Annotated in this window: 15 protein-coding genes; 2 read left to right on the forward strand and 13 right to left on the reverse strand. The window is 72.2% G+C overall.

Annotation, left to right across the window (positions count from 1 at the left end; translation table 11 throughout):
* Positions 1-26: 26 nt before the first annotated feature.
* Complete coding sequence (locus tag ACGF5C_RS14050) at positions 27-1631, reverse strand: ABC-F family ATP-binding cassette domain-containing protein (protein ID WP_350709103.1); 1605 nt, start codon at positions 1629-1631, stop codon at positions 27-29.
* A gap of 244 nt (positions 1632-1875) precedes the next feature.
* On the opposite strand from ACGF5C_RS14050, the gene ACGF5C_RS14055 reads away from it, so the two are divergent.
* Positions 1876-2793: a neutral zinc metallopeptidase gene (locus tag ACGF5C_RS14055; RefSeq protein ID WP_393301658.1), complete on the forward strand. Its 918-nt coding sequence runs from the start codon at positions 1876-1878 to the stop codon at positions 2791-2793.
* A gap of 74 nt (positions 2794-2867) precedes the next feature.
* On the opposite strand, the gene ACGF5C_RS14060 is transcribed toward ACGF5C_RS14055, so the two are convergent.
* Positions 2868-3521 (reverse strand): acVLRF1 family peptidyl-tRNA hydrolase, encoded by a 654-nt coding sequence (locus tag ACGF5C_RS14060; protein ID WP_393301148.1) that lies wholly within the window; start codon positions 3519-3521, stop codon positions 2868-2870.
* Positions 3522-3563: 42 nt separating this feature from the next.
* Positions 3564-4121 (reverse strand): TetR/AcrR family transcriptional regulator, encoded by a 558-nt coding sequence (locus ACGF5C_RS14065; protein ID WP_393301151.1) that lies wholly within the window; start codon positions 4119-4121, stop codon positions 3564-3566.
* A 56-nt stretch (positions 4122-4177) separates the two neighbouring features.
* Between ACGF5C_RS14065 and ACGF5C_RS14070 the strand changes: the two genes are divergently transcribed.
* A complete protein-coding gene (locus tag ACGF5C_RS14070) occupies positions 4178-5158 on the forward strand; it encodes a DsbA family protein (RefSeq protein WP_393301154.1) in 981 nt (326 codons plus the stop codon).
* 61 nt (positions 5159-5219) lie between these two features.
* Here the strand turns inward: ACGF5C_RS14070 and ACGF5C_RS14075 are convergent, their stop codons facing one another.
* The 10 genes from ACGF5C_RS14075 to ACGF5C_RS14120 form a co-directional block, all read right to left on the reverse strand.
* Positions 5220-5849: a LysE family transporter gene (locus ACGF5C_RS14075; RefSeq protein ID WP_393301157.1), complete on the reverse strand. Its 630-nt coding sequence runs from the start codon at positions 5847-5849 to the stop codon at positions 5220-5222.
* Between the two features lie 188 nt (positions 5850-6037).
* Complete coding sequence (locus tag ACGF5C_RS14080) at positions 6038-6424, reverse strand: hypothetical protein (protein ID WP_393301160.1); 387 nt, start codon at positions 6422-6424, stop codon at positions 6038-6040.
* Positions 6425-6679: 255 nt separating this feature from the next.
* Positions 6680-7117 (reverse strand): metal-sulfur cluster assembly factor, encoded by a 438-nt coding sequence (locus ACGF5C_RS14085; protein ID WP_393301163.1) that lies wholly within the window; start codon positions 7115-7117, stop codon positions 6680-6682.
* Positions 7114-7590, reverse strand: coding sequence for a Fe-S cluster assembly sulfur transfer protein SufU (gene sufU / locus ACGF5C_RS14090; RefSeq protein WP_393301166.1), 477 nt, complete (start codon positions 7588-7590; stop codon positions 7114-7116). Before sufU ends, ACGF5C_RS14085 begins: the two co-directional genes overlap by 4 nt.
* Positions 7590-8894, reverse strand: a complete 1305-nt coding sequence (locus ACGF5C_RS14095) for a cysteine desulfurase (RefSeq protein WP_357701735.1) — start codon at positions 8892-8894, stop codon at positions 7590-7592. Before ACGF5C_RS14095 ends, sufU begins: the two co-directional genes overlap by 1 nt.
* A 31-nt stretch (positions 8895-8925) precedes the next feature.
* Positions 8926-9699, reverse strand: a complete 774-nt coding sequence (sufC, locus tag ACGF5C_RS14100; RefSeq protein ID WP_393301169.1) for a Fe-S cluster assembly ATPase SufC — start codon at positions 9697-9699, stop codon at positions 8926-8928.
* On the reverse strand, positions 9699-10025 hold the full coding sequence (locus tag ACGF5C_RS14105) for a non-heme iron oxygenase ferredoxin subunit (RefSeq protein ID WP_393301172.1): 327 nt from the start codon (positions 10023-10025) through the stop codon (positions 9699-9701). Before ACGF5C_RS14105 ends, sufC begins: the two co-directional genes overlap by 1 nt.
* Positions 10025-11173, reverse strand: a complete 1149-nt coding sequence (gene sufD / locus ACGF5C_RS14110) for a Fe-S cluster assembly protein SufD (RefSeq protein WP_393301175.1) — start codon at positions 11171-11173, stop codon at positions 10025-10027. Before sufD ends, ACGF5C_RS14105 begins: the two co-directional genes overlap by 1 nt.
* 79 nt (positions 11174-11252) lie before the next feature.
* Entirely contained in the window at positions 11253-12683 is a 1431-nt protein-coding gene (gene sufB / locus ACGF5C_RS14115) for a Fe-S cluster assembly protein SufB (RefSeq protein WP_357465121.1), read from the reverse strand.
* Positions 12680-13432: a helix-turn-helix transcriptional regulator gene (locus ACGF5C_RS14120; RefSeq protein WP_393301178.1), complete on the reverse strand. Its 753-nt coding sequence runs from the start codon at positions 13430-13432 to the stop codon at positions 12680-12682. The genes sufB and ACGF5C_RS14120 overlap by 4 nt, the downstream gene beginning before the upstream one ends.
* Positions 13433-13435 lie beyond the last annotated feature (3 nt).

The following is a 13435-nucleotide window of genomic DNA, read 5'->3' on the forward strand; positions in this document are numbered from 1 at the left end:
CGGCGTCGGGCGGTGGGTGCGGTGGGTCAGGCCAGCTCGACGAGTTCGAGCAGGTCGTCGCTCCAGGCGTCCTCGTCGCCGTCGGGGAGCAGGATGGCGCGGTCCGGCTTGAGCGCCATGACCGCGCCGGGGTCGTGGGTGACCAGCACGATCGCGCCCGGGTAGCGGGCGATGGCGTCGAGCACCTGCTCCCGGCTGACCGGGTCGAGGTTGTTCGTCGGCTCGTCGAGCAGCAGCACGTTCGCCCCGGAGCAGACCAGGGTGGCCAGCGCCAGCCGGGTCTTCTCGCCACCGGAGAGCACCCCGGCCGGCTTGTCCACGTCGTCGCCGGAGAACAGGAACGCGCCGAGGATCTTCCGCAGGTCGGTGTCGGTCTGCTCGATGGCGGCGCTGCGCATGTGCTCCAGGACCGTGCGGTCCACGTCGAGCGTCTCGTGCTCCTGCGCGTAGTAGCCGAGCCGCAGGCCGTGGCCGGCGTGCACCTCGCCGGTGTCCGGCTCCAGCAGGCCGCCGAGCATCCGCAGCAGGGTGGTCTTGCCGGCGCCGTTGAGGCCGAGGATGGCCACCCGGGAGCCGCGGTCCACCGCCACGTTCACGTCGGTGAAGATCTCCAGCGAGCCGTACGACTTCGACAGGCCCGTCGCGGTGAGCGGGGTCTTGCCGCACGGGGCCGGGCTCGGGAAGCGCACCTTCGCCACCTTGTCGGCGACGCGTACCTCCTCCAGGCCGGCGATCAGCTTCTCGGCTCGCCGGGCCATGTTCTGCGCGGCGACGGTCTTGGTGGCCTTGGCCCGCATCTTGTCGGCCTGCGCCATCAGCGCGCCGGCCTTCTTCTCGGCGTTGGCCCGCTCCCGGCGGCGGCGCCGCTCGTCGGTCTCGCGGGCCTCCAGGTACGCCTTCCAGCCGAGGTTGTAGACGTCGACCACCGAGCGGGTGGCGTCGAGGAACCAGACCTTGTTGACCACCGACTCCAGCAGCGAGCCGTCGTGGGAGATCACGATCAGGCCGCCCTTGTGGTTGGCGAGGAAGCCGCGCAGCCAGGTGATCGAGTCGGCGTCGAGGTGGTTGGTCGGCTCGTCGAGCAGCAGGATGCCGCCGCCGTTCTCGCCGGCGTCCCGGAACAGGATCCGGGCCAGCTCGATGCGGCGGCGCTGGCCGCCGGAGAGGGTGCCGATGGTCTGGGCGAGCGCCCGGTCCGGCAGCCCGAGGTTGGCGCAGATCCGGGCGGCCTCGGCCTCGGCCGCGTACCCGCCGAGGGAGGCGAACTGGTCCTCCAGCGCGCCGTATCGGCGGACCAGCCGGTCGTCGGCGCCGTCGGCGAGCTTCGCCTCGATCTCCTTCATCTGGGCCATCAGCACGTCCAGGCCCCGGGCGGAGAGCACCCGGTCGCGGCCGGTGACCTCCAGGTCGCCGGTCCGCGGGTCCTGCGGGAGGTAGCCGATGGCGCTGCGCCGCTCGATCTGCCCGGCGTAGGGCTGACCCTCGCCGGCGAGCACCTTGAGCGTGGTGGTCTTGCCGGCGCCGTTGCGGCCGACCAGGCCGATCCGGTCACCCGGCTGCACCCGCAGCGTGGTGTCGGACAGCAGGATCCGGGCGCCGGCACGAAGCTCCAGGCCGGTGGCAGTGATCATGTCGGAGGACTCGCTCTCGGGGTCTGGAAGGGCTGACTCAGGGCACGCGAAAGCGCCGGCGGGCACGAGGCCCGTCGGCGCGGGGCGGTTCAGCCTTCGCAGAGCAGCACGTGGCAAGTGTACCGGGCGCCGCCCGACCGCCCCGCCGGATTACCGACCAAGATCATCGGGTACCGAAACGCCGTCCGGACCCGGTCCGGTACCGCAACCACGAAAACGGATCAAAACGGTGATCGGGGTAGAGATGGAGCTGAACGAGAACGCGCGGATCGACACCAGCCAGGTGGACGACCGGCGAGGATCCGGCGGGGGCGGCGGGCTGGGCGGCATTCCCATCCCGATCGGCGGCGGCCGGGGCGGCATCGTCGGCCTCGTCATCGCCGTGCTGGTGGCCCTCGTCGGCGGCGGCTTCGGCCTGAACGCCGCCACCAACGGCGGCGGAGACCCGCAGGGCGACAACACGTCGCTGGAGCAGAAGTGCTCGGCCGACGACGCGCTCCAGCAACTCGACTGCCGCAACGCGCTCTACGTCAACTCCATCCAGGCGTACTGGCAGAAGGCGCTGCCCGAGGCGTTCGGCGAGCAGTACCGCCCGTCCCGGACGGTGTTCTTCAGCCAGGGCGTCAACACCGCCTGCGGGCAGGCCGACTCCGGCGTCGGCCCGTTCTACTGCCCCGCCGACGACCTGGTCTACATCGACCTCACCTTCTACCGGGTGCTCGCCCAGCAGCTCGGGGCCTCCGGCGAATTCGCCCAGCCGTACGTGCTCGCCCACGAGTACGGCCACCACGTGCAGGACCTGCTCGGCACCGAAGCCCAGATGCGCCGCCAGCAGCAGCGCGACCCGGACAACGCCAACGCGCTCTCGGTCAAGCTGGAACTGCAGGCCGACTGCTACGCCGGCGCCTGGGCGAAGAACGCCACCGGCACCGCCGACTCCAGTGGCCAGAAGATCTTCACCAGCATCAGCGAGCAGGACATCCGGCAGGCCGTCGACACCGCCGAGAAGATCGGCGACGACGCCATCTCCGAGCGGGCGAACCGGCCGGTGAACCCCGACGAGTTCACCCACGGCTCGTCGCAGCAGCGCAAGGAGTGGTTCACCCGGGGCTACTCCACCGGCGACCCGAAGTCCTGCGACACCTTCAGCGGCAGCCTCTGACCGGCGAGCAGGAACGGTCCCGTGGGCGGCCGATGGGCGAGGGCCTGCTGGCCGCCGCCGCGTTCCGGGCCGGGTCAGGCCGGGTCGGGATCGCGGACCAGGATCCGGACCGCCCGGGCGGCCGCGATCGCGCCGACCAGCACGGCGTGCCGGGGCTCGGGCACGTCCAACAGCCGCTCCGCGCGCAGCGCCGCCAGCGGCGCGAGCCGCCGGTCGGCCAGCACGGTGTCCACCGCCCGCCGGTCGCCGCCGCAGACCAGCGCGCTCAGCGACGACACCTCCGGCAACAGCAGCCGTACGGCCAGCTCGGTCGCGTCGCCCAGCGCCGCCTTCGCCTGGTTGTCGCGCCGCCGGGCGAAGCGCTGCTGGGACCACCCCCCGGCGGCGGTGCGGCCCTGCACGTACCGGGTGTCCACCTTCGACACCGTCAGCTCCTCGCCCGCCGCGACGCCCACCGCCACCGCGCCCTTGCGAACCAGCAGCAGGCCGATCCGGCGGGGCATGGCCGCGGCGGCCACGAAGCCGGGCACGTCCGGGGCGGCCGGCGCGCCGGGCGGGGTGTGCAGCTCGGCGGTCGCGCCGTCCGGGGCGCCGAGCAGCAGGCCATACCCCTGGACGGTGGTGGCGGGCGCGCCGTGCCGGTCGGCGAAGCCCTCGACCCAGCGGGCGACGCGGCCCGGGGCCACCTCGACCCACCGACCGCCACCTACTGCCGGCCTGCCGACCACGGCAACCTCCCCTGTGCTGGTCGCGCCGAGACGCGGATGGAATCAGCCACGGAGCAGCCGCCACGTGGCCAGCGCGGTCTCGGCCGCCCCGGCCGGAGCCCGCGCCGCGGTCCAGTCGGCGATGACGCCCGTGAGGGCGCCGGCGAGATAGGCGGCGTGGACGTCCACCGGCACGTCGTCGACGCCGGGGGGACGCGCCCGCGCCTCGAAACTCCTCCGCAGTTCCGCGGCCAGCCGGTCCCGCAGGCCCGCAGCGAAGCGGGCGCTGCCGTGCGGGGACAGCATCCGACGGTAGAGGACCGCGTTGGCGGCGACGGTGTCGAAGAGGTCGCGCAGCGGCTGCGGCGCCTCGTCGCGCGGAGCGTCCAGCGGGCAGAGCGCCGCGGCGCGCGCCACCTGGGCGATCGCCTCCTCCATCGCGTCCGTGACGAGCGCGTCCAGGTCGGGAAAGTGGAGGTACGTGGTCGCGCGGTTGACCCCGGCCCGCTTGGCGACCTCGGCGATCGTGATGTCGCCCAGTTCCCGCTCGGCGGCCAGTTCCAGGACGGCGGCCCGGAGTCGGGCCCGCGTCCGTCGCGCCCGCGGATCGGAGGAGTTCACCGGGCTACTATACGACACCCGTCGCTTACACGACACGTGTCGTGTAACGTGTCGGGATGCGGATCGAGGTGTGGGCAGACGTCGTCTGCACGTGGGCGTACATCGGCAAGCGGCGGCTGGAACGGGCGCTGGCGTCCTGGGAGGGCGAACCGGTCGAGGTCGTCTGGCGGCCGTTCCGGATCGACCCCTCCGCCCCCGTCCCGGCCGAGCCCCTGGCGGACGCGCTGCGTGACCCGATGGTGGACGCCGCACTCCAGCGGTGCGCACCGGACCTGACGCCTGGCGAGAACCGGGAACGCGTCTCCCACATCGCGCTGGCCGAGGGCATCGGTCCGCGCTGGGGCGCCGGCTGGCGGGCCAACAGCCACGACGCCCACCGCCTGATCGCCCTCGCCCACTCCGCCGGCGGTACGCGACTGCAGGACGCGGTGGCGGAAGAGGTGCTGCGCGCGCACTTCGTCGACGCGCGGGACATCAGCCGCCCGGAGGTGCTGGCCGAGGTGGCCCGGAGGGCGGGCTTCCCCGAGGGGGACGCGCTGCTGGCCGACGGCGGCGGCGAGGCCGCCGTCCGGGAGTTGGTCCTGCGGGGCAGGGCCGCGGGCGTGGCGACGTCACCGACATTCGTCGCGAACGGGGTGGCACTGCGCGGCGCTCAGCCCCCGGAGGTGATCCACGACTTCCTGTCCGGGGCCGCACGGGTCAGCCCTCGACAACTACCCGAGGAGGTCGAACGCCTCCGCCACGCCGAGGCGCTGCTTGACCTGGGCGATCCCCTGGGTGCCCTCACCCTGCTCCAGCCCCTGCTCGACGCCCACGGTGACGACCCCGGCACCAGGCTGCTCGCCGCCCGGGCATACTTCCACTCCGCCCAGCTCACCCGGGCCCTGCGGATGCTGGAGCCGCTCGCGGCGGCGACGCCGGACGACTCGTACGTGCAGTTGCTGCTCGGGCGGACCCTTCAGCGACAGGGGGACGCCCGGCGCGCCGCCGTCCACCTGCGCCTGGCGGCGGCCATGTCCCCCGGCTACGCCGCCTGAGCCGGCTCGCCGACGGCGGTCCTCGCCGCCTGACGGGGGCGGCGCCGTCGTCTTGCGGCCTTCATCGGGGCAGCACCATGGCGATCGCCAGGGCCGCGATGAGCCCGCTGGAGACCAACGCCGTGACGCGCCGACCGCGTGGCCCGGCCAGCGCCCGCCCGACGAGGGTGCCCCCACCGGCGATCAGCAACTGCCAGCTGGCCGAGGCGACGAAGGCCCCCGCCACGAAGAGCAGTGCCTCGGCCGCGCCCGGATCCGCGCCACCCTGCCGCCCGAGGACGAGGGCGGCGAAGTAGACCACCGTCGCCGGATTGAACAGGGTCAGCGCGAGCACGCCGGCGAAGGCCCGGGCCGGGGTGTCCAGGCCCCGGCGGGCCTCGGCGGGGACCGCCGGCGCGGTGCGGGGGCGCAGCGCACGCCAGGCGCCGTGGCCGGCGAGGGCGAGCAGCACGACGGCGGCGGCCAGCCGCAGCGGGCCCGCGACCGGGGCGACCAGGCCGGCGACCGCGGCCCCGCCGAGGGCCGCCACGGCGGCGTAGAGCCCGTCCGCGGCGGCCACGCCGAGCGCGGCGGCGGCGCCGACCCGGAACGACGTGCGGGCGCTGAGCCCGAGGATGAGGATCGCGATCGCACCGACCGGGACGGCGACGCCGTAGCCGGCGACCAGACCGGCCAGGAACGCGCCGGTCACGACGGCCGGCGGCGGGTCGAGGCGCGACAGGGCACCGGCCGCTGTCGCCGCACGGCGGTGGCCGCGGCAACGGGGAGGCTCAGCACCGGGTACGTCTCGATCACGGCCCCGATCCTGCTTCCCCACCCCCACCCGCCGCCACCCATTTCCCGGCACCTCGCAGCTGCGACGGGGGCCGGCCGTGGGTGTCAGGCCAGCCGGTGCGCCGCGACCGTGTTCGAGCAGTCGGCGATGGTGGTGGGCTCCGAGACGTTGAGGGCGTCCAACCGGGACCACCCGTTCACTCCCGTGGTGGTGTTACGGAGGAAGATCCAGAGCGCGTTGGTGTAGGTGGCGCAGTGGACGTCGATCCCGTGACTCGGGTAACCGAGCCCGCGACTGCCGCAGTCGATGTGCGGATAGGCCCGGATGTTGGTCCCGTTCCCGAACGAGATGGCACCCCCGCTGTACAGATCCGGGTGGGTGCCGTGCCCGCTGCAGTGCGCACTGGCCGGGCTGGCGGGCAGCAACGCCAGCGCCGAGCCACTCGCGACGAGCGCCAGCGCGGACGCGATGGAGAGCAACCGAGATCGCATGTTGCCGCCTCCTCCAGATAGATGGTGACAACTATCGATAGAGGATGTCACGCGGATCGCACCCCGGCGTCGGCTCCGCCGGAACGCGGCAGGGTGGAAGAGAAGGCCGTCCCCGCACGCGCCGGGGCCATCCGCGGCTGTAGGACACCCTCGCCGTCGTCGGCGAGCTGGCCGCCGTTGTCCGTCGCCAGGAACGCGTCGAGCGCGCCGCCCGGGAGGGGCAGCGCGCTCGACGGGGACCGACGCTGGGCCGGGTCAGACGTTGAAGCCGAGGGAGCGGAGCTGGTCGCGCCCCTCGTCGGTGATCTTGTCGGGGCCCCACGGCGGGAGCCACACCCAGTTGATCCGGATGTCGTCGACCAGCCCGCCGCCGGGGCCGGTGGTCAGCGCCTGGCGGGCCTGGTCCTCGATCACGTCGGTCAGCGGGCAGGCCGCCGACGTCAGCGTCATGTCCAGCGTGGCGACGTTGTCGTCGCCGACGTGCACGCCGTACACCAGGCCGAGGTCGACCACGTTGATGCCCAGCTCGGGGTCGACGACGTCCTTCATTGCCTCCTCGATGTCGGCGACGGCGGCCCGGGCACCCGCGGCCTTGCCGCCGTCACCCGCGGCCGGCGCGGCGGCGTCCGTGGCCGGCGTCGCCGTGCCCTCGGCCGCCGGCGTCGCCGCGGTGGCGGTGTCCTCGCTACTCATGCCTTAACCTCCGAAGGGCTCACGCCCACGCCGGCGCGTGCCGCGGCGTCCTTGAACGCCATCCACGGCAACAGCGCGCACTTCACCCGGGCGGGGTAGCGGGCGACGCCCGCGAACGCGACCCCGTCACCGAGCACGTCCTCGTCCGGCGTGACCTGACCACGGCCGGACATCAACTCCACGAACGCCTCGTGCACCCGGAACGCCTCACCCGCGCCCCGCCCGACCAGCAGCTCGTGCAACACACTCGCCGACGCCTGGCTGATCGAGCAGCCCATGCCGTCGTACGAGACGTCGTGCAGCACGTCGCCGTCGGTCGCCACCCGGACCGTGACCTCGTCGCCGCAGGTCGGGTTGACGTGGTGCGCCTCGGCGACCCGGTCCGTCGGGTCGCCCGCGTCCCGCAGGCCACGGCCGTGCGGGTGCTTGTAGTGGTCCAGGATGATCTCCTGGTAGAGCTGGTCGAGCTGCATCAGTCGAACACCTTCCGCGCCTGCTCCAGGCCCGCCACCAGGGCGTCGATCTCCTCGGTGGTGGTGTAGAGGTAGAACGAGGCCCGCGTCATGGCCGGCACGCCGAACCGGGTGCACACCGGCCGGGCACAGTGGTGGCCCACCCGCACCTGCACGCCGAGCGAGTCGAGCACCTGCCCGACGTCGTGCGGGTGGATGTCGCCGAGGGCGAACGAGATGGTGCCGCCCCGGCCCACCGGCACGGTCGGCCCGAAGATCCGCAGGCCGCGCACCGTGGCGAGGGCGTCCAGCGCGTACGCCGTCAGCTCCTTCTCGTGCCACTGGATGGCCCGCATCCCGATGCCGGTGAGGTAGTCGACGGCAGCGCCGAGCGCGACCGCCTCGGCGATCGGCGGGGTGCCCGCCTCGAACCGGGCCGGCGGCGCGGCGAACGTCGAGCGCGCCATCGACACCGTCTCGATCATCGACCCTCCGCCGAGCACCGGCGGCATCGCCGCCAGCAGCTCGGCCCGGCCCCAGAGCACCCCGATACCGGTCGGGCCACACATCTTGTGCCCGGTGAACACGACGAAGTCGGCGTCGTAGTCGACCACGTCCATCGGCATGTGCGGCACCGACTGGGAGCAGTCGAGCAGCAGCAGCGCCCCCACCTCGCGGACCCGCTCGGTGATCCGCGCGGTGGCGTTGACGGTGCCGAGGATGTTGGACATGTGCACCAGGGAGACGATCTTCGTCCGCTCGGTGACCAGGTCCGCCAGCCCCGACTCGTCCAGGCGCCCGTGGTCGGTGACCGGGAACCAGCGCAGCGTCGCGCCGGTCCGCTCGCAGAGCAGCTGCCACGGGACGATGTTCGAGTGGTGCTCCATCTCGGAGATCACCACCTCGTCACCGGGGCCGAGCCGGAACCGCGGGTCGGCGTCGGGCCGCAGCGAGGCGTTGGAGAAGGCGTACGCGACGATGTTGATCGCCTCGGTGGAGTTCTTGGTGAACACCACCTCGTCCACGCTCGGCGCGTTGACGAACGCGGCGACCTTCGCCCGCGCGCCCTCGTACGCCTCGGTGGCCTCCGTGCCCAGCGTGTGCACCGAGCGGGAGACGTTGGCGTTGTGCATCGCGTAGTGCTCGGCGAGCACGTCGAGCACCTGTCGCGGCTTGTGCGAGGTGTTGGCGCTGTCGAGATAGACCAGCCGGTGCCCGTTGACCTCCCGGTCCAGGATCGGGAAGTCGGCGCGCACCTTCGCCACGTCGTAACGCGGCACGTCGTCGTACTGCGGCATCCCCGGCGGGATCGCGATGGTAGTCATGTCGACCGGCCCACCCATTCTCCGAGAGGAATCAGACCCGCGCCGAACCGGCCCCGGCGACGTACCGCTCGTAGCCCTCTTCCTCGAGCTTGTCGGCCAACTCCGGGCCGCCCTGCTCGACGATCCGGCCGGCCACGAACACGTGCACGAAGTCCGGCTTGATGTAGCGCAGGATCCGGGTGTAGTGGGTGATCAGCAGCAGGCCGGTGTCGCCGGTGTCGCGGACCCGGTTCACCCCCTCGCTGACCACGCGCAGCGCGTCGACGTCGAGGCCGGAGTCGGTCTCGTCGAGGATGGCCATCTTCGGCTTGAGCAGCTCCAGCTGCACGATCTCGTGCCGCTTCTTCTCACCGCCGGAGAAGCCCTCGTTGACGTTGCGCTGGGCGAACGCCGGGTCCATCTGGAGGCGCTCCATGGCCCCGCGCAGCTCGCCGCCCCAGGTGCGCAGCTTCGGCGCCTCGCCGTCGATGGCGGTCTTGGCGGTACGCAGGAAGTTCGCCACCGAGACGCCGGGCACCTCGACCGGGTACTGCATGGCCAGGAAGAGGCCGGCGCGGGCCCGCTCGTCGACGGACATGGCCAGCACGTCCTCGCCGTCGAGGGTCACCGAGCCGCCGGTGATCTCGTACTTGGGGTGGCCGGCGATCGAGTAGGCCAGGGTGGACTTGCCGGAGCCGTTCGGCCCCATGATCGCGTGGGTCTCGCCCGAGCGGACGGTCAGGTCGACACCGGCCAGGATCGGCTTGAGCTCACCCTCGGGCAGCTTGACCGACACCTTCAGGTCGCGGATCTCCAGGGTGCTCATTATCGGGTCACTCCATTGCTCGGCGTGAGGCTGACGTAGATGTCGCCGTCGCGGACTTCGACGGGATAGACGGGAACGGGTTCGGTGGCGGGCAGCCCGGTCGGCGCGCCGGTCCTCAGGTCGAAACGGGAACCGTGCAGCCAACATTCCAGCGTGCAGCCGGAGACCTCCCCCTCGGAGAGGGCGACCGCGGCGTGCGAGCACTCGTCGTAGACGGCGTAGAAGGCGTCGTCCTCGCCGTGCACGATCGCGATCTGCGTGCCGTCGACGTCCGCGGCGATCGCGGTGCCCTTCGGCACGTCCTCGGTCGAGCAGATCTTGATCATCAGGCGCCGGCCTTGCTCAGCCGGGCCTCGATCGCGTCGCCGAGCCGCTCGCGCAGCTCCTCGACCGGGATCTTGTTGATCAGCTCGGCGAAGAAGCCGCGGACCACCAGGCGCCGCGCCTCGCCCTCCGGGATGCCCCGGGCCATCAGGTAGAACAGCTGCTCGTCGTCGAAGCGGCCGGTCGCGCTCGCGTGGCCGGCGCCGGCGATCTCGCCGGTCTCGATCTCCAGATTGGGTACGGAGTCCGCCCGCGCGCCGTCGGTCAGCAGCAGGTTCCGGTTGATCTCGTACGTTTCGGTGCCGGTCGCCTCGGCGCGGATCAGGACGTCGCCCACCCAGACGGTGCGCGCGCTCTCGCCCTGCAGGGCGCCGCGGTAGCCGACGTAGCTGCGGCAGTCCGGCACGCTGTGGTCGACCAGCTGGCGGTGCTCCAGGTGCTGCCCCGAGTCGGCGAAGTAGAGGCCGTACAGCTCGGCCTCGCCGCCCCGGTCGGTGTACTCCACCGAGGTGTACTGCCGGACCAGGTCGCCACCGAGGGAGACCTGGACGTGGACCACCCTGGCGTCCCGACCCAGCTTCACCTTCAGGTGCTGGGCCTGGACGGCGTCGTCGGCCCAGTCGGCGACGGTGACCAGGGTCAGCTTCGCCCCGTCGGCCACCGCCACCTCGACGTTGTCGGCCAGCGTGCCGGTGCCGACGTGCCGGAGCACGAGAACCGACTCGGAGAGCGCGCCGATCTCGATGAAGGTGTGAGCGAAGGCGAGCACGTCGGTCGGACCGCCGTGCACGGTGATGGTCACCGGCTCGGTCACCACCGCCTCCCGGGCGACCTGCACCAGCGTGCCCACGCCCGACTCGCCGTATGCGCGGGCGCTGACCCGGTCCACCGGGACCAGGACGCTGCCCCACCGCGGGTCGTCCTTCGCCAGCGAGCCGACCGTGACTCCCTCGGGGAGCTGCCCGTACTCAAGGGCGGGCCAGTGCGCCGACTCGTCGGAGACGGCACCGTCCAGCAGGCCGCGCAGGCGCTTGAGCGGGGTGAAGCGCCACTCCTCCTCCAGGCCGGTGAGGGCCGGGAAGTCGGCGACGTCGTACGAGCGGAGCGCCTGCGACTTGGTGCTGGGCGGCGCGGAAGCCTGGGTAGTCATCTCTTCCTTGGTCTGTTTCGCGACGACGGTGTGGTGAGCTGGGGCGGCGGGCCGGCGGACCGGCCCGCCCACGGCGGCGTCAGCCGACCGCGCCCTCCATCTGCAGCTCGATCAGGCGGTTGAGCTCCAGGGCGTACTCCATCGGGAGCTCCTTGGCGATCGGCTCGATGAAGCCGCGCACGATCATCGCCATCGCCTCGTCCTCGCTCAGGCCCCGGCTCATCAGGTAGAAGAGCTGGTCCTCGCTGACCTTGGAGACGGTGGCCTCGTGCCCCATCGACACGTCGTCCTCACGGATGTCGACGTACGGGTAGGTGTCGGAGCGGGAGATGGTGTCGACGAGCAGCGCGTCGCACTTGACCGTGCTGCGGCTGTTGGTCGAGCCCTCCAGCACCTGCACCAGGCCGCGGTACGAGGTGCGGCCGCCGCCCCGGGCGATCGACTTGGAGACGATGGTGGAGGAGGTGTGCGGCGCGGCGTGCACCATCTTGGCGCCGGCGTCCTGGTGCTGGCCCTCGCCGGCCATGGCCACCGAGAGCACCTCGCCCTTGGCGTGCTCGCCGGTCATGTAGACCGCCGGGTACTTCATGGTGACCTTGGAGCCGATGTTGCCGTCGATCCACTCCATGGTCGCGCCCTCGTGGCACACGGCGCGCTTGGTGACCAGGTTGTAGACGTTGTTCGACCAGTTCTGGATGGTCGTGTAGCGGCACCGGGCGTTCTTCTTGACGATGATCTCCACCACGGCGCTGTGCAGCGAGTCCGAGGAGTAGATCGGCGCGGTGCAGCCCTCGACGTAGTGCACGTACGCACCCTCGTCGACGATGATCAGCGTCCGCTCGAACTGACCCATGTTCTCGGTGTTGATCCGGAAGTAGGCCTGCAGCGGGATCTCCACGTGCACACCCTTCGGCACGTAGATGAACGAGCCGCCGGACCAGACGGAGGTGTTCAGCGCGGCGAACTTGTTGTCACCGACCGGGATGACGGTGCCGAAGTACTCCTTGAACAGGTCCTCGTGCTCCTTGAGGGCGGTGTCGGTGTCGAGGAAGACGACGCCCTGCTCCTCCAGGTCCTCACGGATCTTGTGGTAGACGACCTCGGACTCGTACTGCGCCGCGACACCCGCGATCAGCCGCTGCTTCTCCGCCTCGGGGATGCCCAGCTTGTCGTAGGTGTTCTTGATGTCCTCGGGCAGGTCCTCCCAGCTGGTGGCCTGCTTCTCCGTGGACCGGACGAAGTACTTGATGTTGTCGAAGTCGATCCCGGTGAGGTCGGCGCCCCAGGCCGGCATGGGCTTGCGGCCGAACAGCCGCAGGCCCTTCAGCCGCAGGTCGAGCATCCAGGCGGGCTCGTTCTTCTTGGCCGAGATGTCCCGCACCACCGCCTCGTTGAGGCCGCGCTGGGCGACCGCCCCGGCGACGTCGGGGTCGGCCCAGCCGTACTCGTAGCGACCCAGGGCGGCGAGCTGCTCTTCCTGGGTCAGGGGCTGGACGATCTGCTCGGTCATCTATCTGTCCTCACAGTGGTGACGGTGTTACCGGACATGCGCGGCTGGGTGGGGATGTGCGTGGTGCACACCCCGTCGCCGTGCGCGATGGTGGCCAGGCGCTGCACGTGGGTGCCGACCAGGCGGGAGATCACCGCGGTCTCGGCCTCGCACAGCTGGGGGAACTCGGCGGCCACGTGCGCCACCGGGCAGTGGTGCTGACAGAGTTGGCCGCCGGAGGCGATCGTGGACGCGTTGGCAGCGTAGCCCTCGGCGGTCAGCGCGCCCGCGAGCGCCTCGGCCCGCGCGAGGGGGTTGTCGCCGGCGTCCTCCATGGCGGCCCGGCAGCGGGCCTCCAGGGCGGCGACCTGGTCGGCGGCGAACGCCTCGACCGCCTCGGCGCCGCCGTTGCGCGCGATCCAGCGCAGCGCGGCGGTGGCCATGTTGTCGTAGTGGTGGGTGCCGCAGCGGACCCGGGCCGCGTCGGTCAGCAGGAACACCTTCGCCGGGCGGCCCCGGCCCCGGTGGCCGCGGACCGTCTGGTCGCGGGCGACCACGTCACCGTCGGCGAGCATCGCGTCGAGGTGGCGCCGGATCGCGGCCGGGCTGAGCCCGAGCGCCGAGCCGAGCTGCGCGGCGGTGGTCGCCCCCCGCTCCAGCAACAGGTGGGTGACCCGGTCCCGGGTGGAAAGGTCGCCGGCGGACACGGACTGACCGGCGGCCGGGGCGGCCGCCGGCTGGTGCCCGGAGAGCGCCGCCGCGTTTTTCACAAC

The sequence above is a fragment of the Micromonospora sp. NPDC047620 genome, from assembly GCF_043205005.1.
Classification (GTDB): Bacteria; Actinomycetota; Actinomycetes; order Mycobacteriales; family Micromonosporaceae; genus Micromonospora.